Here is a 22678-nt window from a genome sequence, read left to right as displayed (position 1 = left end):
ACCTGCATGAGCGCGCCCTCCATGGTCGTTCTCGGGCTCAGCATCGCCACGGTGGTCCTGCTGCTCGGCGCCTTCGTCGCGACCATGCGCCAGGACCGCCGGGGACGCGCCGGCGCACCCGAGGAAAGCGCTCCAGCCGCGCCCGCACCCGTCCCGGCCCCGGTGGCCAGCTTCGTCGATCCCCGCACCTTCCGCGTCGGCGACCGCATCGAGGTGCACGGCGCCCCCTGGCGGCTGCTGGGCGCGATGCACGTCTCCTGGCAGGGCCAGCAGTGGACGGAGTACCTCATCGAGGACACGCTCCGCCGCCGGCAGTGGTTGTCGGTGAAGGTCCGCCACGGCCTGGCCTCGGGTGATCCGCCGCACCTGGAGGTGCTCATCTGGACCGAGGTGCCCACCCAGGGCATGGTCCCGGCCAAGAGCATGCTGATCATGGAAGGCGTCGAGTTCTTCCCGATCGAGCGCGGCACCGCCGCGTTCCGTTCCGAAGGCGAGACCGGGCGGCCCGACCGCGGGCTGATGGACTTCGCCGACTACCGCGCCGCCGACGGGCGGCTGCTGTCCTTCGTGCGCGTCCAGGGCGGGCCCTGGACGGCCAGCTACGCCCACCCGCTGCCGCCGGGCTCGGTCTCCCTCATCGACAGCGCTTCCTAGGCGAAGCTGACCTCGCGGGCGGTGAACGTGGTGTCGGGCCGCCAGTCGTCGGAGGCCGGCGACCAGGCCGCCCCGTCGAATCCCACCCGGCGAAGGCCGTACTTGTCGGCGTGGGCGACCGCCCAGGTGGCGATCAGCCAGCCCCGCTTGACCGACGGCACCGCCGTACCGCCCAGGGCCTTGGCCAGCGCGCGGCGGGCCTCGGAGACGTCGGCACGGCGGCTCGGCGACGGGCTGGCGGGCGACGGGAAGACGCAGTGGACCGCCTTCGGGACGCGGCCGGTGAAGGCGGCGGCCAGGATGCGCGCGTTGGGCTCGTGGTCGGCGTAGGCGTAGCCGCCGGCCGAGCGCTGCACGGCCTGGGCGGCGTCGGCGATCGGCAGCTTGCGGTAGTTCTTCACCTTGACCAGCGCGGCGAAGAAGCGGTTGGTCGAGTAGACCGGGTCCATGATCTGCTTGACCGAGCCCCAGCCCTGCGAGGGCCGCTGCTGGAAGACGCCGACCGAGTCACGGTCGCCGTAGGTCAGGTTGTAGAGCTTCGACTCCTGGATGGCGGTCGCGTAGGCGATGATCGCCGCGCGCTCGGGCAGCCTGCGGCGGGCGGCCACGGCCGCGATGGTCGCCGCGATCTGGGCCTGCTCGACGTCGAGGTCGAGCTCGCCGTCCGGGGTCTTGACCGTGCAGCCGGCGCGCGGCGCGGAGAAGGGCTCGACCTGCTCCAGGAGTTTGACGACGAGCAGGCTGATGGCCACCGCGAGCACGACCACGATGACCACGATGACGATGACGGAGCGGGAGAAGTGCACGCGCACTCCCAGAACCTACCGCCGTCCGGCCGACCGTGAGCCGGATAAGCTCCGTGCCCATGAGTCACAGCTACTCCAGCCCGCTGCCGGCGGAGATCGACCGGCTTTGGGAACGGCGCGCCGAACTCACCCCGGGTGAGGCCGAGGCGCGGGCCGTGGTGGTCGGAGCGGTCGATCTGCTCGACTCCGGACGGGCCAGGGTGGCGTTCGTCGACGACACCGGCGAGGTGGTCGTGGACGAGCGGGCGAAACGGGCGATCCTGCTCAGCTTCAAGATCCTCGGGATGGCGCGCTCGCAGGTGGGCGACTTCCAGCACCACGACCGGATCCCGCTGAAGACCCGGTTCGACGGCGTCCGGGTCGTGCCGGGGGCGATCGCCCGCTGGGGCTCCCACCTGGCGCCCGGCGTGGTCCTGATGCCGTCGTTCACCAACATCGGCGCGTACGTCGGCGAGGGCACGATGGTCGACACGTGGGCCACCGTCGGCTCCTGCGCCCAGGTGGGCCAGAACGTGCACCTGTCCGGCGGCGTCGGCCTGGGCGGCGTGCTGGAGCCGCCGAACGCGGTGCCGGTGGTGATCGAGGACGACGCCCTCATCGGCAGCCGCGCGATGATCGTCGAGGGCGCGCGGGTCGGCCGCGGCGCGGTGGTCGGCGCGGGCACGATCCTGTCCGCCTCCATGCCGGTGATCGACGTGCAGACCGGCGAGGAACTGGGCCGGGGACGCATCCCCGACTGGTGCGTGGCGGTCGGCGGCACCCGGCAGAAGGAGTTCGCCGGCGGGACGTTCGGCCTGCCCGCCGTCCTCGTGCTGAAGCGGCTGGAGCCGGGACAGAGACATGACAAGGCGGCGCTCAACGAGGTGCTGCGGGAACACGGGGTGAACGCGTGAAGCTCGACCTGACCCAGGACGTGCGGGAGCTGACCGCGGCGATCGTGGACATCGAGTCGGTGAGCGGGGCCGAGAAGGCGCTGGCCGACGCGGTCGAGGAGGCGCTGCGCCGGCTGCCGCACCTGACGGTGGACCGTTCCGGCGAGACCGTGCTGGCCCGCACCGAGCTCGGCCGCGCCGAGCGGGTGCTGATCGCCGGGCACCTCGACACCGTCCCGGTCGCGGGCAACCTGCCCAGCCGGGTCGAGGGCGGCCTGCTGTACGGCTGCGGCACCTCCGACATGAAGGCGGGCGTCGCCGTCGCGCTCCGGCTGGCGCAGGAGCTCACGGACCCGGCCAAGGACCTCACCTTCGTCTTCTACGACTGCGAGGAGGTCGAGGCCGAGCGCAACGGCCTGACCCGCATCGCCCGGGAGCACCCCGAGTGGCTGGTGGCCGACTTCGCGGTGCTGATGGAGCCGACCGACGGGGTGATCGAGGGCGGCTGCCAGGGCACGCTGCGCGCGGAGATCACCGTGCCGGGGGAGCGGGCGCACAGCGCGCGCTCGTGGCTCGGGGTCAACGCCATCCACGGGGCCGAGGCGGTCCTGGCCCGGCTGAACGACTACCTGGCGCGGCGGCCCATCGTGGACGGGCTGGAGTACCACGAGGGGCTCAACGCGGTGGCGATCCGCGGCGGGGTGGCCGGGAACGTGATCCCCGACGAGTGTGTGGTGACGGTCAACTACCGGTTCGCCCCGGACCTGACGCTGGAGCAGGCGCAGTCGCACGTGGCCGAGGTGTTCGAGGGGTTCGAGGTGGTCTTCACCGACCTCGCGCCGGCCGCCCGGCCGGGGCTCACGCATCCGGTGGCCGCCGCCTTCGCCGCGGCCGTGGGCGGGGAGCCGCGGGCCAAGCTGGGGTGGACGGACGTGGCGCGCTTCTCGGAGCTGGGGGTCCCGGCGGTGAACTACGGTCCCGGCGATCCCAATCTGGCCCATCAGAAGGGGGAGTTCGTCACGCTTTCCAAGATCGTGGAAGCGGAGCGGGCGATGCTGGAGTGGCTGGCATAAAGCGAAAGTGGCTTTCCTCGCCGGCCATTTGGCGGGGAAAGCCACTTTCAGTCCCGAGCAGCACCCTCGGTCCTTAGACGCGGGGTCCTCGAAATTCGGTTCCACAGATTTTTCAAGATTTTTTAGCGGGGTCGATCTACGGCCTGACCTGGGCGGATAGGGAATCCATAGCGGCTCGGGTGATCCTGGCCCGGTGACCGACGCCCCCCGTCTGACCGACGCGCTCCGGGTCCGGGAGTTTCGCGCCCTGTGGTTGTCCGGCCTCATCTCCCGGCTGGGCGATCAGTTCGCCCGGGTCGCGCTCGCCGTGCTGGCCTACGACCTCACCGGCTCCGCCGCGATCACCACCCTCACCTACGCCCTGACGCTCGTCCCGAACCTGCTCGGCGGACCCCTGCTGGGCGGGCTGGCCGACCGCTTCCCGCGCCGCCGGTTGATGATCGTCTGCGATCTGGCCAGAGCCGCGCTCGTCGGGCTCATGGCCGTGCCCGGCGTGCCCTTCCCGCTGCTGTGCGCGCTGGTGTTCTGCGCCACGCTCCTCGACTCGCCGGAACGCACCGCCCGCATCGCCACCACCCCGGACGTCCTGGGCAAGGACCTCTACCAGACCGGCGTCACCCTGCTCGGCCTCACCTCCCAGGTGATGGTGCTGGCCGGGCTCGGGGCCGGCGGGCTCATCCTGGCCGTCGTGCCGCCCCGGGCGGGCCTGCTGGCCAACGCGGCCTCCTTCGTGCTCGCCGCGCTGCTGGTCGCGCGCTCGGTCAAGGACCGCCCGGCCGCGCGGACCGGCCGCGCGGTCTCGCCGGGCGAGCTGCTGATCGGCGTGCGCCTCGTGCTCGGGGACGCCCGGCTGCGCAGCCTGCTCGGGCTGGCGCTGCTGGCCGCCTTCTACATCGCGCCCGAGGGGCTCGCCGTGCCGTACAACGCCCAGCTCGGCGGCGGCGGGCCGCAGCTCGCGCTCCTGCTCTGCGCCATCCCGGCGGGCAGCGTGCTGGGCATGTTCCTGGTCAACCGGCTGCGCGTCGGGCTGGACGCGCTGGGACCGCTGGCGTTGTGCTCCTGCTTGCCGCTGACCGTGTGCGCCTTCGCCTCCGGCGCGGTGCTGCCGGTCGCCGCCTGGTTCCTGACCGGCCTGCTCGCCTCCTACCAGGTGCTGGCCAACGCCGAGTACGTCAGGATCGCGCCGGACGAGCGGCGCGGGCAGGTGATCGGCGTCGCGCAGTCCGCGCTGATCGCCGCCCAGGGCCTCGGGGTGCTGGTCAGCGGCCCGCTGGCGGACCGCTTCGGGCCCGCCGCCGCGGTCGCGACGTACGGCGTGGCCGGCACCCTGGTGGCTCTGCCGCTGGCCCGGGCCTGGCGGCGATCCCGGCAGGGCGGATCGGAAGGGGCCTGAGTCAACTAGCGTGATCCCCATGAAGAGAACGCGTCCGGAACGCCGCCAGGGCCAGGCCGTGGTCCGCGGCAATCTCGTCCCCGACTCCACCCACGACCAGCGCCTGCTCGACCGCCAGGGCCCGGCGGACTGGGTGCACATGGACCCGTGGCGGGTCCTGCGGATCCAGGCGGAGTTCGTGGAGGGTTTCGGCCAGCTCGCCGAACTGCCCCCGGCCGTCACCGTCTTCGGCTCCGCGCGCACCAAGGAGGACTCGCCCGAGTACCAGCTCGCCCGCGAGCTGGGCGCGGCGCTGGCCAAGGCCGGCTACCCGGTGATCACCGGCGGCGGCCCCGGCATCATGGAGGCGGGCAACCGCGGCGCGGCGGAGGCCAACGGCCTGTCCGTCGGGCTCGGCATCGAGCTCCCCTTTGAGCAGCGCATGAACGACTGGGTGGACCTCGGCATCGAGTTCCGCTACTTCTTCGTGCGCAAGACCATGTTCGTGAAGTACTCCTGCGGCTTCATCGCCCTGCCCGGCGGCTTCGGCACGCTCGACGAGCTGTTCGAGGCGCTGACCCTGGTCCAGACCAAGAAGGTCACCTCCTTCCCGGTCGTGCTGATGGGCACCTCGTTCTGGGGCGGCATGGTCGACTGGATCAAGAGCGCGCTGCTGGAGACCGGGAAGATCTCGCCCGAGGACCTCGACCTGATCCACCTGACCGACGACGTGGACACCGCGGTGCGCATCATCCACGACTCCGAGGAGGCCAGGAAGCGGGAGAAGGAGGCCGTCGACGAGCACGAGGCCGAGCCGCAATAAACTGCCCCGTTGTGAACATCTGCGTCTACTGCGCGTCCAGTCAGAAGATCGATCAGAAGTACGTCGAGCTGGCGGCGTCGGTCGGCACCCGCCTCGCCGAGCGCGGCCACACCCTGGTCAGCGGCGGCGCGACGGTCTCGTGCATGGGCGCGGTCACCCGGGCGGCCCGCGCCGCCGGCGGGCGGACCGTCGGGGTGATCCCGCAGGCGCTGGTGGACATCGAGATCGCCGACCGCGACTCCGACGAGCTGATCGTCACGGCGGACATGCGGGAGCGCAAGGGCGTCATGGACGCCCGTTCCGACGCCTTCCTCGTCCTCCCGGGCGGCATCGGCACCCTCGAAGAGCTCTTCGAGATCTGGACCGCCCGGGTGCTCGGCCTGCACGACCGGCCGCTGGTCATCCTCGACCCGTGGGGGCTCTACCGGCCGCTGCGCCGGCTCATCGAGGACATGTACGAGGCCGGCTTCACCCGGCCCGACGTCTTCGACGCCATCGCGTGGACCAGCACGCTCGACGAGGCCTTCGCCGCGCTGGAGGGCAGCACCGTGCGCGTCACGCCCACCGCCGAGGAGATCGGGGAGTCGCTCCCCAACCCCTAGCCGAGGGGTGCGCGGTCGAGGGTGAGGCCGAAGTGCTCCCGGTAGGCCGGGAGCACCTCGTCGGCGGCGAGCACGGTCTCGGTGCGCTTGCCGTACGCCGTGGTGATCAGTTTGTCGCCGCTGAGGGTGAGCCGGCCCTCGGGGGTGCGCAGCGAGCAGACCGGGGACCTGGCGAAGTGCGAACCGGGCGAGGTCGAGTGCCACCAGGCGGCGGGCACGAAGTCCTCCAGCGTGTACGGCCGGCAGTCCAGCCGGTACTCGGGCCGGCCGTTGCGGTGCACGTCGAGATCGCCGAAGCCGTCAGGGACGATCCGGCACAGCCCGTTGGCGTCCTCCTGCTCCCCGCGCTCGTCCAGCCGCAGCGGCGCGTCGACGAACTCGCCGAAGCCCACGTCCACCAGCCACGGCTCGTCGAGGTCGACGCGCAACGCCAGGTGGTCGAGCGGCGGGGTGAGGCCCGGCCCGGCGAAGACGCGGGCCGCCAGCGGCGTCACCCGGTAGCCGAGCGCGGTCAGCAGCTCGGCGAACAGCCCGTTCAGCTCGTAACAGAAGCCGCCGCGCCGCCGCTCGACCACCTTGGCGTACAGCGCGCCCGGCTCCAGGACGATCGGCTCGCCCAGGTGGATGCTGAGGTTCTCGAAGGGCACCGTGCGCAGGTGCGCGAGCTGCAGGGCCCGCAGGCCCTCGGCGTCCGGCGCGGCCGGCCGGGCGGCGCCGATCCGGTCGAGGTAGCGGGAGACGGACCGCTCGTCCATGGGGGGAGCCTCCTCAGGCCAGTCCGCGGCGGGTCACCGCGGGCGGGCGGCGGCCGGCGAGCGAATCGGTCATGTCCAGGGCCAGGGTGACCTGGCCGACGTGCTCGTCGTGCTCGGTGACGAAAACCTGCGCGCCGTGCCAGCGGAACGCGCTGGCCGCGGCGAGGGCGGCGTCGAGCTCGGGGGGCAGCCTGACCAGCACGGTCACGCCGGACGCGGACAGGGCGGCCGCCTCGGACAGGGTGCGGGCCTCGGCCCAGCCCGGTTCGGGGGGCACGCCGGGAGTCACAACTGCGGGCCTCATGTCTCGATCGTACGAGTACGATGCCAATGTGCTGGTCGTACTCGCCATCGCCGCGGTAGCCGTCCTGGCCTGCGTGGTGCTGGTCTCCCTCGGTAGAGGCGGGGAGCTGACCGAGTTCCCGCCGGACGTCCCGCCTGTCGAGCTGCCCGAGGCGGGTCAGCTTTCGGCTGTCGACTTCATGGCGTTGCGCATCCCGGTGAGCCTCGTGGGCTACCACACGGCCTCAGTGGACGAGACGTTGCGTCGCGCGTCCAACGCGATCAGCGTGCGCGACACCCGGATCGCCGTGCTGGAGCAACGCGTCTCCGAGCTGCTGGCCAGCCGGCTGCAGGCGCGGCAGGAGCTCTACGCGCCGCCCGGCGAGGGCGTCCGCACCCAGCACGAACCCGGCCCGCCCGCCCCCGGCCTGTCCCCGTACGGCCAGCACGCGGACGAGCCCGAGGACACTCCCGCCGAGCCGGAAGAGGCCGCCGAGCCCGCCGAAACCGGCCAGGCCGAGGACGCCGCGGAGACCGAGGAAACCACCGAGGAAACCACCGAGGAAACAGTGGAAGCCGGCGAGCCCGATCGGGTCACCGCGGAGGACCGGCGTTGACCGAGGTCGTCCGCTGCACCTGGGGCACGATGACGCCCCTGTACATCGAGTACCACGACACCGAGTGGGGCCGCCCGGTCCGCGGCGACGACAAGGTCTTCGAGCGCGTCTCCCTGGAGGCCTTCCAGTCCGGCCTGTCCTGGCTGACCATCCTGCGCAAGCGGGAGAACTTCCGCCGCGCCTTCGACGGCTTCGAGATCGCCAAGGTCGCCGCCTACACCCCGGCCGACGTCGAGCGCCTGCTGGGCGACGAGGGCATCGTCCGCAACCGCGCCAAGATCGAGGCCGTGGTGCGCAACGCGAAGGCGGCGCTGGAGGTGCCGGGCGGGCTGTCCGACCTGGTCTGGAAGTACGCCGACCCGGAGAATCCGGTCCCGAAGTCGATGGCCGACGTCCCGGCGATCACCCCCGGCTCCAAGGCGCTGGCCAAGGAGCTGAAGAAGCACGGCTTCGCCTTCGTCGGCCCGACCACCGCCTACGCGCTGATGCAGGCCATCGGCCTGGTCAACGACCACATCGAGGGTTGTATCGCCCGCTGAGCGCCACCTCCGCGCGGTCGCCGTCCGGGAAGGCCACCACCACCAGGTCGTCGCTGACCTCCACCTCGATGGCGTCCCGCAGGGCCGCCGGGTGCACGGCGTCCCCGGAGAGCACCACCAGGCTGACGTGCACGCCCGGCTCGTCAGCGGTCAGGTACGGCGTGGCGGACCTCGGCCCGAAGGCGTTCGCGGCCACGTCGGACGCCACCCCGGCGTGCTGCCAGCCGTACAGGGCGATGATCGCGGAGGTGAGCCCGTCGGCCCGCCGGGCCAGCGCCCATCCGCGACCGGTGGCCGTGGCCGGCGCTGAGGCGCAGGCCACCGCGTAGCCCCCTTCCCGGACCCCGGCCGGGCCGGTCTCGCCGGCCACCTCGTGGACCCGGATCTCCCACGCCCCTCTGACGACCGAGGCGCTGGTGACGGTGACGCCCTCGGCCGGCGAGTGCCACGAGGAGGCGGTCCGCCCCGCGCACGCCAGCGGGTGGATCTCGCCTCGGGCGGAGACCTCGGGCCCGGTCAGCGCCAGGTGGTTGTCCACGTTGCGAGCCCACGCCTGCGCCCCGGCCTCGGGCGCGGTGCGGCTGGAGTAGGCCAGCTTGGCGTAGTGCGGGTCGTCCGGCGGGGCGCCGTGGTCGCTGCCGTGGTTGACCAGGCGGACCACGCCGTCGTGCCGGGTCCCGTGCAGCAGCAGCCCGGCCGCCGGTATCGCCGCGACCACATCGCCCTCGTCGAGCGGGAGCGGACGCTCCGCGGCGGTCCACACCGGGTCGTCCGGCGGCAGCAGCAACCCCAGGAACCCCTTCGAGGCCCAGTACGGCGAAGCCGGCCCCGAGTAGCTCTGCGTCGCCGGCAGGAACGGGTCGTACCAGCCGAGCGACAGCAGCCCCCGCTCGTCGGGCACCCCGCGTTCGACGAAGTGCCGCACCACCGAGGAGGCCAGCTTGCGCGTCTGCCCCGGCTCCAGCGGCGTGGCCTCGGCCAGCGCGCCCAGCCACACCGGGGCCAGCGCCCCGAACCGGTAGCAGAGCGAGCGCCCGTGGTGCACCGGAGCGCCGTCCGACCCGAAGAAGTGCTGGAAGCTCGTCAGGAACTCGGCGAGCCGGCTCCGGTACACCTCCGCCGGAGCACCCGACATCCGCGTCCACATGATCGGGTAGAAGTGCAGCGCGAACGCGTTGTAGTAGTCGAAGTTGCGCGAGCCGCCGTCGGTGTACCAGCCGTCGCCGGCGTACCAGTCCTCGATCCGGGCCAGCCCCCGGTCGATCTCCTCCTGCGCGTACGGCCCGCCGGCCGACTTCACGAACTCCTCGGTCACCGTCTGGAACAGCATCCAGTTGTTGTCCCAGGTCCGCTTGCCCACGAAGCCGCCCAGCCAGGCCAGCACCCGTTCCTGCACGCCCGGATCGAGCCGGTCCCACAGCCACTCGCGCGACTCGTGCAGGCCCACGGCGATCGAGGCGGCCTCCACCATCTGCTGGGAGCAGTCGGTGAGCGCCGGCCACGCCTCGGGCGAGGCCGGGTCGGTCCCGGCGGCCAGCCCTGCGGCGTAGCGCTCGATCAGCGAGGCCGGCACCTGGCCGCGCGCGCCGGCGATGCGGAAGGCGGCCAGCAGGAACGGGCGGGCGAACCCCTCCAGCCCGTCCAGCGCCACCCCCGACCAGCTCGCCCGGCCGGGCAGGCGGTACTGCGCGAACCCCGGTGAGGCGTACGGCGTCAGCGAGTCGAGCAGGTGGTCGGCCAGCGCCTCCCAGTGCGCGCGGGTCCAGCCCGTGCGCGGCGAGAGCAGCCGGTCGGTGGGCGGCAGGGACAGGAAGGGAGGGGTCATGCCTGGCCTTTCCCGCCGATCGCCAGGTCGGCGGTGTGGGTCCGGCCGCGGGAGCCGGACAGGGTGACGGTGATCGCCGCATTCTCGCCCAGGTCCACCGAGACTGCCGGGTCGGCGGTGACCACCCGGTGGGCCGGGCGGCCCAGCCGGACGGTCACGGTGGCCGTCGAGCGGCCCGGGTCGGCGACCGCCACCCGGATCCGGCCCGCGGCCTGCCGGACGAGGACGGTGCAGGGGGCGTCGGCGGTGACGCCGCCCGCCTCGCCCGCGGCCCAGAAGACGGCGGCGAACAGCTTCCCGCCGCCGACGGACCGGCCATGGGCGGTGACGGCCTGGACGGAGGCGGTGTTGGCGAGGATCTCCGCCCGGTCGTAGGCCGCGGTCTGCTCGGGCGTCGCCCCCGGGAGCAGGATGTAGGCGTAGGAGGCGTCGGCCGGGTCGGGCCCGTGGTCGAACCAGAGGGTCACGTACTCGCGGGAGACCGGGTCGGCGCTCCCGCCGGTGTCGGCGCCGTCGTTGATCGCCCGCCAGGAGTCGGTCCGCACCTCCCGCAACGTCCGCAGCCCACCGCCCTCACCGGCCGGGAAGGCGTAGCCGCCGACCCCGGCCAGGTGCGCCCAGCCGGTCCCCCGGGTGAGCGCGCCCGCGCCGCCCCGGTTGTCCACCACCGTCTCGACCGGCCGGCCATCCGTGCTGCTGATCCCCGCCCCGAGGCAGACCACGGCGTCGTCCAGGCACACCCAGCTCTTGCGCGCGACCAGCGTGGACCCCGCGGCCATCAGGTCGAGCGAGGCCACCCCGTACCCGTCCACGGTCGTCCCACCGGCCCAGGCGTTCCTCGCCCGGAAGGCGCCCGTGCCGCTCACCGAGACCGCCGGATCGCGGCGGCGGGTGTCGACCGTCGTCCCCGCCAGCCGGTAGGAGTCCACGGTCGGCCAGTAGTCGGCGCTGTAGTGGTCGAGGTCGGTGTAGAGGTAGGTGGCGCCGTCCCCCTGGTACCAGGCCCGGTAGTTCTCCCCGTTCCCGCACTCGTACATGGCGATCCGGGTGGAGGACAGGCTGAGCGCGAACGACCACTCCGGCCGCCGGTGGACGACGCGGTCCATCGCGGCGAAGACGTGGTGCCCGCTCGGCCTGGGCGCGGTGGCCACGGTCGGGTCGGCCAGCACGGCCCGGGCGCGGGCGATGGCCGGGATCCCGGCCAGCTCCACGAAGCGGCCCCGGCTCACCCAGCCCTTGGCCAGTTCGCGGAAGCGGCCGGCGTAGGCGGCCGGCGCCCCGGCGGCCAGTTGCAGGATCGCGTCCACCGCGTCGCGGCCCGCGTGGTGGTCGCGCCCGGCCTGCCGCGACACCGCGCGGCCCCGGACGGCGTCCATCATCAGGCCGTCGTGCAGCCACGGCGCGTAGGTGCGCTCGACCGCGTCCAGCACGACCGCGACCGCCGGGTCCCGCACCTCCCACGACGAGCCGCCGAGCAGGCCGAGCGTGCTGCTGAGCGACTGCAGCAGCACCACGCCGTAGGAGCCGGTGTAGGCGACCACGCCGTGCTGCACGAACGAGCCGTCGGCGTAGAAGCCGTCGCCCGAGCCGACCAGCCGGAACAGCGAGTTGCGCCCGGCGTCCCGCACGTCGGACAGGCCGTCGCGGGCGAGCGCCAGCTTCTCGGCGCTCTCGCCGACCACGCCGCGCAGCGCGACGATCAGCGCCTTGTCCGCCCGGTTGGCGCCGGTCTCGGCGAGGGTGGGCAGGTTGGTGCGGCGGTCCGGGTTCGGGCAGAAGCGGTCGACCGCGCGCAGCCAGGCCGCCCGCTGCTCGGGGCTGAGGAGGTCGTGGAGCAGGACGCAGGTGTCCAGCAGGGCTCGGGGGGCGCCGATCTCCCAGAACCACCAGTTGCCGGTCTCGCGCTTGGTCTCGTTGTAGGCGCGGTCGTAGAGCAGGTCGAGCCCGGCGAGCACGTCCGTGGCCAGGTCCGGCCTGCCGTACCAGGAGGTGCCCGGGGTGGCCCGGGCCAGGGCCAGCGTGCGGAGCCGCTGGTAGCTGCCCGCCGTCCCGGCGATGCCGGTCAGCGGCTGGTCGGCCCACAGCACGGTACGGCCCGCAGTCCGGTCCAGGGCCGCGTGCAGGGCCGAGGCCGAGGCGTCCAGCCGGGCCAGCGGCGCGGCGAAGGCGGGGTCGGCCGGGTCGAAGGGCACCCCGGTGAGCAGACCGAAGGCCTTGGCCCGCAACGCCGCGAACTCCGTCCCGGCGGCGAGCCCTGCGGCGCCGGCCGTACCGGTGTGCAGCAGGACCGGGGCCGCCGCCAGGCCGCCCAGCAGGCTTCTGCGAGTGATCATTCGCTCAGCCTCGCCAGGTCCACGGCGGGCTGCGGCAGGCCGAGCGCGGCCACTTCGGCGTACCCGCTCTCCGGGACCGGCATCGCCCAGGCCCGCAGGAAGCCGGTCAGGTCGTGCCCGGCCACCCGGCTGAACAACACCGCGAGGTTGCTGAAGCGGCGCCCGGAGTCGCCGGAGGCGCCGGGCGGAGTCTGCTCCTCCCGCACCAGCCGGTGCACGCGCGGGTAGAAGTCGTCCCCGTAGGCCAGCTCCAACTGCCGGAAGGGCACAAGCTTCTCGAAGGCCGTCAGCCCCGCGTAGGAAGTGATCGGGAACTTGGCGAAGGCGGTCTGGTAGGCGTTGTTGACCACCAGGTTCGACGGCATCCCGAAGTAGCGCTGCGCGGCCAGCGAGTAGATGTTGACCGTCACCTCGGTGAGCTCGCCCGGCCGCCAGGCCATCTGCTGGTGCTGGTGGCCGAACTCGTGGTAGACGCCCCAGCCGGAGGTCCGGATCTTCTCCGGGACGAGCAGCCGGGTCGTGGTGTACGGGTCGTAGTAGGCGGTGTAGGCGTGGGTGGCGTAGGCGGTGGACACCGGCCCGTAGCCCGGCAGGACGTTGATCAGGTGCCGCCCCAGCGGCGTCGGCGCGTGCAGCGGGCTGGAGCCGTCGAGGCCGGAGATCGCCGCCTCCTGGTCCTCGACCTGCTCCAGCAGGTCCATGAGCAGGTGGTGGTCCTGGTCACGCACCTGGAGGAAGGTCTCGCGGCGGATGGTGAGGATCATCTGCGGCGAGATCAGCTCGACGAACGGCGAACCGGTGAGCGTGTCCACCTGCTGCTGGAAGGCCGCCTCTGTGGTGGCGCGCTCGCCCCAGCTCGGCGCGGAGCGCTCCCAGCCGGGCAGGCCGGCGACGAAGGTCGGGCTCGGCACGGCCGAGTCGCCGATCCGCACCACGGCGCGGTCGGCGACACCGCCGGTGAGGGCGAGGTAGACCGGGCCGCCGCCGGGGTCGGTCACGGTGCTGCGGCCGGCCGTGAGCGGGTAGGCGCGCGGGTAGCGGTAGGTGCGGTCCGGGTTGGTGTCGGCCGCGCCGACGTACAGGGTGGGCCGGGCCGTGCCGCGCACCTCCAGGGTGAGCGGGGTGCCCGGCGCCAGGTAGAAGCCGGTGGGCACGAAGTCGGTGGTGCGGTAGACGGTCTGCATGCGGAGGCGCTCGGCCTCGGCGGCGGGGCGGCCGCGCAGGGCGATGGTCCGCCGCGCCTCGACGGAGGCGGCGACCGTGGCCCGGGTGGTGGCGGCGTGTGCGGCGACGGGGGAGAGGGCGAGCGCGCCGGTGGCGGCCAGGCCGCCGAGGACGGTCCTGCGGCTGAGTGACACGGGAGTCTCCTACTCGCTGAGCGTCGAGGGGTCGGTGGCGGGCGCGGGCAGGCCGAGCGCGGCCACCCGGGCGGCGTGCTCGGCGGTGATCGGCGCGCCCCAGCGGGCCCAGAAGCCGCTCAGGTCGGCCCCGGCGATCCGTGAGGTGTACAGGGCGAGGTAACCCCAGCGCTTGGCGCTCTCGGTCCAGTCCGAGGGCGGGTTCTCCTCGCGGACCAGCCGGTGCAGCCGGGGCCAGAAGTCGGCGCCGAAGGCTAGTTCGAGCTGGCGCAGCGGGACGAGCTTCTCCATCGAGCCGAACGCCTTCACGTAGTCCTGCGCCGGCCGGGGCAGCTTGGCCAGCGCGCTCTGGAAGGGCGTGAGCCCGGTCTTGGCGTCCGGCTTGACCAGGTTGGACTGCTGCCCGAGGGTGCGCTGGGCGGCCAGGGAGTAGATGTTGACCGTGACCTCGGTGAGGTCGCCCGGCTTGTAGGCCATCTGCTGGTGCTGGTGGCCGAGCTCGTGGTAGACGCCCCAGCCGCGCGTGGTCAGCCCCTCCGGCGTGGCGAGCCGGTCGAGGTAACCGCGCGGGTAGGCGGTCCAGCCGTGCGTGGCGTAGGCGCCCGCGCCGGGCGGCATCCGGGGCGCCTCGACCAGGTGGAAGGCGAGCGGGTGGGGCCGGTGCAGCGGGCCGGAGCCGTCCAGGCCCGAGATGGCCGCGTGCGAGCCGATGATCTGCTCCAGCACGGTCAGCAGGGCCGCGTGGTCGTGTTCGCGCCACAGCAGGGCGCCCTCGCGGGACAGGGTCATGATCGCGCGAGGCGAGACCAGCTCGACCTGCGGGGCGTCGGTCAGGCTGTCGAGCTGGGCCTGGAACTGCGCCTCCGTGCTCTCGCCGAGCCGGAAGACCGGCACGGGCCGGCCGCCGGCCAGGAACTTGACCTTGGCCTTCTGCCCGTCGCCGACGAGCGAGAGGTAGACCAGGCCGCCGCCCGGGTCGGTGACGGTGTTCTCGCCGGCGACGAGCGGATAGGCGCGCGGGTTCTTGTGGACGACGTCGGCGTGGGTGTCGGGGGCGCCGACGTGCAGCGTGGGCAGGACGCCGTCCTCGGCGTCGACCCGGACGGTGAGGGCGGTGCCGGCCGGGAGGTGGACGCCGGTCGAGGTGAAGTTCGTGGTGCCGAGCGCCTGCTGGAGGCGCAGCCGCTCGCTCTCGGCGGACGGCCGGGCGCGCAGCACGACGGTGTGCCGGGCGTCGGCGGCGGCGGGGGAGGGGGTCAGCAGGACGGCGGCGCCGAGCGCGGTGGCTCCGAGGAAGCCTCGCCGGGACAGGGGGGTGCGGGACATGCCAACTCCTTGGGTGAAGGGGTTGGGTAGAGGATGTAAACGCTTTCTATAGAGCGTCAAGAGCTTTCCTGGTCTTTCTACGGCTTACTAGGCCACTTTCTGCCGCATTTCGCGAAGACGCAGGTAAGCGCTTGCTACCGCCGGGGGCCGACGGACTGGCGGACGACCAGCGTCGTGCCGACCGTCGCGGACGTCTGCACCGGGGTGAGGTAGTCGGCGCCGTCGGGGTCGCCGAGGGCCAGCCGTACCGCCTGGGTGCCCATCTCCTCCAACGGGATCCGCACGGTGGTGAGCTGCGGGCGCAGCTCCTGGGCGACGGGCACGTCGTCGTAGCCGACCACGGAGACCTGCCCCGGCACCGGCACGCCCGCGGCCTCCAGCGCCTGCATCGCGCCGGCCGCGACGTTGTCGTTGGCCCCGAAGACCGCGCTGAACTCCAGCTTCTCGGCGAGCGCGGTCCGGATGCCGTCGTAGCCGAAGCGGCGGTTCAGCGAGCCGGTCCGGATCAGCGCCGGATCCTCGCGCAGCCCGCGCAGGTCGAGCGCCCGGCGGTGGCCGTTCAGCCGGGCGATCGTGGTGGACAGCGCGGGCGGGCCGCCGAGGAACAGGATGCGGCGGTGCCCCTGGGTGATCAGGTAGTCGGTGATCGCGAACGCGCCGCCCTCGTTGTCGTACTCGACGACCTTGGTGGGCACGTCCGTGCCGAGCGAGGGCCGCCCGCACAGCACCAGCGTGGAGCCGCCGGCGTGCAGGGCTCGCGCCCGGCGGGTCACCTCGGCCGCGTAGGCACGGTCCTCGTAGCTGCCGCCGACCAGGATGACCGCGTCGGCGCGCTGCTCGTGCAGCAGGTCGATGAGGGCCAGCTCCTGCTGGTGGCTGCCGTGCGTGCACGAGACCAGGCAGAGCCGGCCCTGCCGGGTGGCCTCGCGTTCCACGCCGCGCGCGATGTAGGCGAAGAACGGGTCCACGAGGTCGTTGATGATGATGCCGACGGTGCGGTTGGTGGCCCCGGCCAGGGCGCGGGCGTGCGCGTTGGCCACGTAGCCCAGCTCGGCGATGGCCGCCTCGACGCGCTCGCGGGTGGACTCGGCGACCGGGTAGTTGCGGTTGATCACGCGGGAGACGGTCGCGCTGGAGACGCCCGCCCGGCGCGCCACGTCGGCGATCGTGGCTGCGTTCGTCGCGGCGTTCGTCGCGGCGTTCGTCTCGGTCATCCCGGTCCCCCTCCCGTCCGTTTCAGTGATCATGCCATCCGGTCCAGTTCGTCGGCGGTCACTTCGTGCCGCAGCGGCCTGCCCGCGCGATATCGCGCCACCTCGTCCAGCGCGCACTCGGCGAGCCGGGCCAGCTCGTTGCCCTGCGCGCCGGCCAGGTGCGGCGTGAGCAGGACGTTGGGCAGGCCGAAGAGCGGGTGCCCGGGCGGCAGCGGCTCGGGATCGCTGACGTCGAGTATGGCGTCGATCCGGCCGCGGGTCAGCTCGGCGAGCAGCGCGTCGTGGTCGACCAGCGCGCCGCGCGCGGTGTTGACCAGCACCGCCCCGTCCATCATGAGGGCCAGCCGGCGGCGGTCGAGCATGCGCCGCGTCTCCGGGGTGTCGGGCGCGTGCAGGGAGACCACGTGCGAGCGGCGCACCAGGGTGTCGAGGTCCACCATCGCCACGCCGAGCGCGGCGGCCTCGGCCGGGTCGGCGTAGGGGTCGTAGACCAGCACCTCGGCCTCGAGGAGGCGGAGCAGGTCGGCGACCCGGCGGCCGATCCTGGACAGGCCGACGAGCCCGACCGTGATGCGGTGCGTGCCCAGCCACGGCATGCCGGAGAAATCACGCTTCGTGCCCTCGGTCCGGTAGCGATGGGCCAGGCTGAAGACCCGCTTGGCCCCGAAGACGATCGCGGCGAAGGTGAACTCGGCCACCGGCACCGCGTTGGCGTCGGCCGCGCTGGTCACCCGCACGCCCCGGCGCAACACCTCGGGATCGAGGAAGGTCTTCACCGTCCCGGCGGCATGCGCGATCAGCCTCAGCCGCGGCGCCCGCTCCAGCAGGTCCGCGCCGATCGCCGGGCAGCTCCAGCCGGTGACCAGCACCTCGGCCCCGGCCAGCGCGCGGTCGGCGGCCGGCCCGGTGAGCTCGTGCAACACCTCGTCGTGGACGGTCGCGAGCTCGTCGAGGCGCTCGAGCGCGGCGGCGCCGAAGACCTGCTCGCGCACCCCCGGTCCCATGACCAGGACGGCGTGCGGTTTCGTCTCCGTCACCGGACGCCGGACCGGCGCCCTTTCGTTGCTCACAGCTAGGCTCCCCGATAGTAAGCGCATTCTATCTAGCGATGACGAGAGGCTAGAGAGCTGGGAATTTCTCGTCAAGTGAGCTGGGGGACCTGGCGGAATCTGATGGACAGGGGCTTGACGGGAGTGGAAACCGCTTACTAATTTCCTCGCCAACTGGAAGGACCATGCATGACGACCACACCCCTTCCCGCGGTGCGGGAGGTCGCGTCAGAGGAACCGGTACGGCCTGCCGTGCCGAGGAAGCTCACCCTCCTGCAGCGGATCAGGCGGGACCGGGTGATGCTCCTGCTCGCCCTGCCGGGCCTGCTGTACTTCCTGGTCTTCCACTACGGGCCGCTGTTCGGCTACGTGGTGGCGTTCCAGGACTACCAGCCCTACCTCGGCTTCCTGGACAGCCCCTGGGTGGGCCTGCAGAACTTCGCCACCGTCTTCGGCGACGCCCGGTTCTGGGACTCGGTGGTCAACACCCTGCAGATCACCGTCACCCAGTTGCTGCTCTTCTTCCCCGCCCCGATCGCGCTCGCGCTGCTGCTCAACAGCGTGGTCAGCGAGAAGGTCCGGCGCTTCGTGCAGAGCGTGGTCTACCTGCCGCACTTCATCGGCTGGGTGATCATCGTCTCGATCTTCCAGCAGATCCTCGGCGGCGCGGGGGTGGTGCCCGGCGTCCTGGAGGACCTGGGCCTGCCGCGCTACGACATCATGACCGACCCCGACGCCTTCCCGCTGCTGGTGACCCTGCAACTGATGTGGAAGGACGCCGGCTGGGGCACGATCATCTTCCTCGCCGCGCTGCTGTCGATCAGCCCCGAGCTCTACGAAGCGGCGGCGATGGACGGCGCGGGCCGCTGGCGCCGGCTGTGGCACGTCACCCTGCCGGGGATCATGCCGATCGTCATCCTGCTGCTCATCCTCAACCTCGGCAGCATCCTGTCGGTCGGCTTCGAGCAGATCCTGCTCCAGCGCGACGCGGTGGGCGCGGAGGCGGGCGAGGTCCTCGACACCTTCATCTACTTCAACGGCGTGCGCGACGGCCAGTGGGGCCCGGCGGCGGCGGTCGGCCTGTTCAAGGCGATCGTCGGCGCGGCCCTGGTGATCGGCGCCAACAAGGTGGCCCACCTGTTCGGCCACGAGGGGGTGTACCGCGGTGCCGGCAAATGAGCGTCCCGCCTGGATGGAGCGGCCGAGCCGGATCGGCCTGGCGGCCAAGGCGGCGATCCTGGTCACGGTCACGCTGCTGGTGATCTACCCCTTCGTCGGCGTGATCGGCACCAGCCTGTCGACCGAGACGGAGATCGCCAGGAGCGGCGGCTTCGTGCTCTTCCCCACCGACCTCAGCTTCGCCGCCTACGACTCGATCTTCGACGGCGGCACGGTCACCCGGGCGCTCGCGGTGAGCGTGCTGGTGACCCTCGTCGGGACGGTGGCCAGCCTCCTGGCCACCATCGGCCTGGCGTACGGCACGAGCCGCCGCGAGGTCACCGGAGCCAAGGCGATCTTGATGATCGCGCTGTTCACCATGCTCTTCAACCCCGGCATCATCGCCAACTTCCTGCTGGTCAAGGAGGTGGGCCTGCTCAACAGCTTCGGCGCGCTGATCCTGCCCAGCCTGGTGAGCGCCTTCAACATGGTGGTGCTGCGCTCGTTCTTCATGGGGCTGCCCGGCGAGCTCATGGAGAGCGCCCGCATGGACGGCGCGGGCGACCTGAGGATCCTGGTCCGGATCGTGCTCCCGCTGTCGAAGGCGGTGCTCGCGGTGATCGCCCTGTTCTACGCGGTCTCCTACTGGAACGCCTTCTTCAACGCCCTGCTCTACCTCGACGACAGCGAGAAGTTCCCGCTGCCGCTGATCCTGCGCAGCTTCGTGCTGCAGGGCCGGACGCTCGAAAGCGTCGGCGCCGCCGAGGCCCCCGCGCCGGTGCAGGCGATCCAGATGGCCGTGCTGGTCGTCGCCGTCGTCCCGATCCTGCTCGTCTACCCCTTCCTCCAGCGCTACTTCACCAAGGGCGTCCTCAGCGGCGCCATCAAGGGATAAGAGGTCACCCCCCGATGAACGACAAGCTCTCCCGCCGGGGCCTGCTGCGTCTCGGTGCGCTCACCGCCGCCGGAATCGCCGCCTCCCCGCTGCTGGCCGCCTGCGGCAACGCCGGTGGCGCCCCCGCCGCCAAGGCGCAGGGCCTGACCGTGAAGCTGCCCACCTACACCCCGCTGGCCAACGCGCTCAAGGCCGACCTGCCCGGCACCGCCGCCGGGGTGCCCGACGGCTTCTTCACCTACCCCAAGCAGCTCATCAGGGCGGTCCCCACGCCGCCGCTGTCCGGCGCCACGATCACCGCGGCCACCTCGACCTTCCTCCCGCCGCCCCCGCCGCGCGCGCAGAACCCCGCCTGGCAGGAGATCGAGAAGCGGCTCGGCGGCAAGGTGGAGCTGACCATCGTCGCCGCCGACGACTGGCAGACCAAGTTCAACACCATGGTCGCCGGCAACACGCTGCCCGACCTGTTCCAGTACACCGCCGGCCAGGGCGTCAACAACCTGCCCGCCTTCGCCGCCAGCCAGTGCGCCGACCTGACCGCCCTGCTCTCCGGCGACGCGATCAAGGCCTACCCGAACCTCGCCGCGATCCCGGAGATCTTCTGGAAGCAGTGCATCGTCGGAGGCAGGCTGTACGGCCTGCCGATCCCGCGCAACCTGGTCGGCGGCATGGGCTTCTACCGGGCCGAGATGTTCGCCGAGGCGGGCATCACCGACCTGGCCCAGATCACCGACGCCGACCGCCTGCTGGAGGCGCTGAAGGCCGTGACCGACCCGGACCGCGGCCGCTGGGGCGTGATCACCGCGACCGGCGGCCTCTTCGGCCTGTCGATCTTCGCCCAGCTCTTCGGCGCGCCCAACGGCTGGCGGCTGGACAAGGCGACCGGCAAGCTCACCGCCGGTTTCGAGACCGAGGAGTACAAGGCCGCCGTCGAGTTCGTGATCAAGCTGCGGGAGGCAGGCGTCATCTACCCCGGCTCCGAGGGCTTCGACTCGCTCAAGCGCAAGAACGAGTTCAACTCCGGCAAGGCCGCGATGACCTACGACGGCCTGCCCGCCTACCTGGGCCCGACCGGCTACCTGCAGACGCAGAAGAAGATCGACCCCAAGGCCGACCCGCGGCCGATCACGCCCTTCCTGCCCTCGGCCAAGGCCTTCCTCAACAACATCGTCTACGCCGTGAACCTGGTGAAGAAGGGCGACGAGGCGCACGTCAAGGACGTGCTGAAGGTCGCCGACTTCTTCTCCTCGCCGTTCGGCAGCGAGGAGTACACGCTGGTCAACTACGGCGTCGAAGGCACCGACCACACTCGTGACGCCAAGGGCAACCCGGTGCTCACCGAGGCCGGCGCCAAGAACACCACGGTGCCGTGGAAGTACCTCGGCGCCCCCACCCAGCCGATCTTCGACGCCAGCTCGGCCGAGGCGGTGAGGATCCAGCACGCGGCGATCAGCAAGCTCATCGCCGTCGGCGTCGAGGACCCGACCGCCGGCCTGTACTCGCCCGCCCACGAGGGCAAGTTCGAGTCGCTCAACACCCTGCGGGTGGACGGCCTGACCTCGATCATCGCCGGCCGGCGGCCGATGAGCCACTACGACCAGGTGGTCAAGGACTGGCGGGCGGCCGGTGGCGACCAGGCGCGCAAGGAGTTCGAGGAAGTCATCGCCAAGGGCTGAGGACCGCCTGCCGTACCCCCCGAGAGAGGCCATCATGCGCAAGACCGCCCTCCTGGCGGTGGCCGCGCTCTGCGCGGGCACGCTCGCACTGCCCGCGCAGGCCGCCACCCCGTCCCCCACCCCGTCCGGCCCCTCGCCCGGCGCGCCCGGCGTCGGCGATCCGCTCTACCCCACGCTCGGCAACGGCGGCTACGACGTCCGCCACTACGACGTCCGCTTCGACTTCACCCCGGTCACCTACGACTTCGCCGCCCGCGTGAAGATCACCGCGACCGCCACGCAGGCGCTGTCCAGCTTCAACCTGGACACCGACGGCAACTCCATCGACTCGGTGACCGTGAACGGCACGCCCGCCCAGTGGGCGCTCACCCCCGGCCACACCGGCCAGGAACTGACCGTCACCCCGGCCGAGCCGCTGCACGTCAACAAGCCGTTCGAGGTCGAGATCGCCTCGCACGGCAACGGCAAGAACCCCCGAGCCAGCGTGACCGGCTGGGTCTTCGGCCCCGACGGCGGCTTCGCCTCCGCCACCCAGTCCAGCCGCGCCGACACCTTCTTCCCGGTCAACGACCACCCCAGCGACAAGGCCACCTGGGACCTGCACGTCTCCGCGCCCGAAGGCTACGTCGCCACCGGCAACGGCGAGCTGGTCTCCCGGACCGGCGACGTCTGGCACTTCCGGGTCAAGGAGCCGATGGCCACCGAGCTGCTCGGCCTCTCCATCGCCAAGGGCGTCTACCTGTACGGCACCGGCCCGCACGCCCTGCCCCTGCGGCACATCGTCCCGCAGGGCCAGGAGGCCAAGTACGGGCCGATCGTCGCCGAGACCGCCGCCCACCTGGAGTGGACGGAGGCCAAGTTCGGCCGCTACCCCTTCTCCACCTACGGGATCCACGTCTACCCCGGGTACGGCGCCGCCCTGGAGAACCAGACGCTCTCGCTGTTCGGCACCGGCTGGTTCAACAGCCCCACCTACGCCAACACGATGATCCACGAGCTGGTCCACCAGTGGTTCGGCAACTCGGTCAGCCCGGCCACCTGGCAGGAGGCGTGGCTGAACGAGGGCCCGGCCGTCTACTACGCGGCGCTCTGGAACCAGGAGCAGGGCCGCCAGCCGCTCAAGGACCGGATGAGGATCGTCTACGACCGGCTGAACCCGGTCAGGCTCAAGGACGGCCCGCCCGGCAGGCCCAAGGCGCTGGGCGGCTTCAACATCTACGACGGCGGCGCGCTGGTGCTCTACGCGCTGCGCACCGAGGTGGGCGACGCCGGCTTCGACCGGATCATGCGCCGCTGGGTGCAGCGGCACAAGAACGGCGTCGCGAGCACCGAGGACTTCATCGCCCACGCCGTCAAGACCACCCACCGGCCGGAGCTCGACGGCTTCCTGCGCGGCTGGCTCTTCGGCACCGAGAACCCGCCGCTGAACTGGGACGCCGCCCCGTGACG

21 protein-coding genes are annotated in these 22678 nt (G+C 72.3%); 12 read left to right on the top strand and 9 right to left on the bottom strand.

Features of this window, described 5'->3' with window-relative positions:
- Nucleotides 1-6 precede the first annotated feature (6 nt).
- On the top strand, nt 7-654 hold the full coding sequence (locus AB0I67_RS31185) for a DUF4178 domain-containing protein (protein WP_357930671.1): 648 nt from the start codon (nt 7-9) through the stop codon (nt 652-654).
- Here the strand turns inward: AB0I67_RS31185 and AB0I67_RS31180 are convergent.
- Nucleotides 651-1466, bottom strand: a complete 816-nt coding sequence (locus AB0I67_RS31180) for a hypothetical protein (protein ID WP_357930668.1) — start codon at nt 1464-1466, stop codon at nt 651-653. The two genes, AB0I67_RS31185 and AB0I67_RS31180, sit on opposite strands and share 4 nt — an antisense overlap.
- A 53-nt stretch (nt 1467-1519) precedes the next feature.
- Between AB0I67_RS31180 and AB0I67_RS31175 the strand changes: the two genes are divergently transcribed.
- The 5 genes from AB0I67_RS31175 (at nt 1520) to AB0I67_RS31155 (ending at nt 6202) form a co-directional block, all read left to right on the top strand.
- Nucleotides 1520-2353, top strand: a complete 834-nt coding sequence (locus AB0I67_RS31175) for a 2,3,4,5-tetrahydropyridine-2,6-dicarboxylate N-succinyltransferase (RefSeq protein ID WP_357930665.1) — start codon at nt 1520-1522, stop codon at nt 2351-2353.
- A complete protein-coding gene (gene dapE, locus AB0I67_RS31170) occupies nt 2350-3405 on the top strand; it encodes a succinyl-diaminopimelate desuccinylase (protein WP_357930663.1) in 1056 nt (351 codons plus the stop codon). The genes AB0I67_RS31175 and dapE overlap by 4 nt, the downstream gene beginning before the upstream one ends.
- Before the next feature lie 193 nt (nt 3406-3598).
- Complete coding sequence (locus tag AB0I67_RS31165) at nt 3599-4798, top strand: MFS transporter (RefSeq protein WP_357930661.1); 1200 nt, start codon at nt 3599-3601, stop codon at nt 4796-4798.
- 19 nt (nt 4799-4817) lie between these two features.
- Complete coding sequence (locus tag AB0I67_RS31160; protein WP_357930658.1) at nt 4818-5600, top strand: TIGR00730 family Rossman fold protein; 783 nt, start codon at nt 4818-4820, stop codon at nt 5598-5600.
- Between the two features lie 11 nt (nt 5601-5611).
- Nucleotides 5612-6202, top strand: coding sequence for a TIGR00730 family Rossman fold protein (locus AB0I67_RS31155; RefSeq protein ID WP_357930656.1), 591 nt, complete (start codon nt 5612-5614; stop codon nt 6200-6202).
- Here the strand turns inward: AB0I67_RS31155 and AB0I67_RS31150 are convergent.
- Nucleotides 6199-6957: an arylamine N-acetyltransferase gene (locus AB0I67_RS31150; protein WP_357930653.1), complete on the bottom strand. Its 759-nt coding sequence runs from the start codon at nt 6955-6957 to the stop codon at nt 6199-6201. The two genes, AB0I67_RS31155 and AB0I67_RS31150, sit on opposite strands and share 4 nt — an antisense overlap.
- Nucleotides 6958-6970: 13 nt before the next feature.
- Nucleotides 6971-7261: a hypothetical protein gene (locus AB0I67_RS31145; protein ID WP_357930651.1), complete on the bottom strand. Its 291-nt coding sequence runs from the start codon at nt 7259-7261 to the stop codon at nt 6971-6973.
- A 28-nt stretch (nt 7262-7289) separates the two neighbouring features.
- Here AB0I67_RS31145 and AB0I67_RS31140 point away from each other — a divergent pair, with 28 nt between their 5' ends.
- Together AB0I67_RS31140 and AB0I67_RS31135 are read left to right on the top strand one after the other, a co-directional pair.
- Complete coding sequence (locus AB0I67_RS31140; RefSeq protein ID WP_357930649.1) at nt 7290-7856, top strand: hypothetical protein; 567 nt, start codon at nt 7290-7292, stop codon at nt 7854-7856.
- A 29-nt stretch (nt 7857-7885) separates the two neighbouring features.
- Complete coding sequence (locus AB0I67_RS31135; RefSeq protein ID WP_357930837.1) at nt 7886-8395, top strand: DNA-3-methyladenine glycosylase I; 510 nt, start codon at nt 7886-7888, stop codon at nt 8393-8395.
- Here the strand turns inward: AB0I67_RS31135 and AB0I67_RS31130 are convergent.
- From AB0I67_RS31130 to AB0I67_RS31105, 6 genes are all read right to left on the bottom strand, one after another.
- Complete coding sequence (locus AB0I67_RS31130) at nt 8361-10220, bottom strand: DUF2264 domain-containing protein (RefSeq protein ID WP_357930646.1); 1860 nt, start codon at nt 10218-10220, stop codon at nt 8361-8363. The genes AB0I67_RS31135 and AB0I67_RS31130 overlap by 35 nt on opposite strands.
- Nucleotides 10217-12553, bottom strand: coding sequence for a polysaccharide lyase 8 family protein (locus AB0I67_RS31125; RefSeq protein ID WP_357930643.1), 2337 nt, complete (start codon nt 12551-12553; stop codon nt 10217-10219). The genes AB0I67_RS31130 and AB0I67_RS31125 overlap by 4 nt, the downstream gene beginning before the upstream one ends.
- Nucleotides 12550-13911: a M60 family metallopeptidase gene (locus AB0I67_RS31120; protein WP_357930640.1), complete on the bottom strand. Its 1362-nt coding sequence runs from the start codon at nt 13909-13911 to the stop codon at nt 12550-12552. The genes AB0I67_RS31125 and AB0I67_RS31120 overlap by 4 nt, the downstream gene beginning before the upstream one ends.
- A 9-nt stretch (nt 13912-13920) precedes the next feature.
- On the bottom strand, nt 13921-15237 hold the full coding sequence (locus AB0I67_RS31115; RefSeq protein ID WP_357930638.1) for a M60 family metallopeptidase: 1317 nt from the start codon (nt 15235-15237) through the stop codon (nt 13921-13923).
- Nucleotides 15238-15371: 134 nt separating this feature from the next.
- Nucleotides 15372-16451, bottom strand: coding sequence for a LacI family DNA-binding transcriptional regulator (locus AB0I67_RS31110; protein WP_357930636.1), 1080 nt, complete (start codon nt 16449-16451; stop codon nt 15372-15374).
- Between the two features lie 29 nt (nt 16452-16480).
- Entirely contained in the window at nt 16481-17521 is a 1041-nt protein-coding gene (locus tag AB0I67_RS31105) for a hydroxyacid dehydrogenase (RefSeq protein ID WP_357930633.1), read from the bottom strand.
- Nucleotides 17522-17689: 168 nt separating this feature from the next.
- On the opposite strand from AB0I67_RS31105, the gene AB0I67_RS31100 reads away from it, so the two are divergent.
- From AB0I67_RS31100 to AB0I67_RS31085, 4 genes are read left to right on the top strand one after another with little or no spacing between them, the layout of a single operon-like run.
- Entirely contained in the window at nt 17690-18679 is a 990-nt protein-coding gene (locus AB0I67_RS31100; RefSeq protein ID WP_357930630.1) for an ABC transporter permease subunit, read from the top strand.
- Nucleotides 18666-19553 (top strand): carbohydrate ABC transporter permease, encoded by an 888-nt coding sequence (locus AB0I67_RS31095; RefSeq protein WP_357930628.1) that lies wholly within the window; start codon nt 18666-18668, stop codon nt 19551-19553. Before AB0I67_RS31100 ends, AB0I67_RS31095 begins: the two co-directional genes overlap by 14 nt.
- A gap of 14 nt (nt 19554-19567) precedes the next feature.
- Nucleotides 19568-21229, top strand: a complete 1662-nt coding sequence (locus tag AB0I67_RS31090; protein WP_357930625.1) for an extracellular solute-binding protein — start codon at nt 19568-19570, stop codon at nt 21227-21229.
- Between the two features lie 34 nt (nt 21230-21263).
- Nucleotides 21264-22676 (top strand): M1 family metallopeptidase, encoded by a 1413-nt coding sequence (locus tag AB0I67_RS31085; RefSeq protein ID WP_357930622.1) that lies wholly within the window; start codon nt 21264-21266, stop codon nt 22674-22676.
- Nucleotides 22677-22678 lie beyond the last annotated feature (2 nt).

This window comes from Nonomuraea sp. NPDC050310, from assembly GCF_040655795.1.
GTDB lineage: Bacteria > Actinomycetota > Actinomycetes > Streptosporangiales > Streptosporangiaceae > Nonomuraea.
The sequence above is the reverse complement of the archived record's forward strand: the minus strand, read 5'-3'. Positions and strand labels throughout refer to the sequence as shown.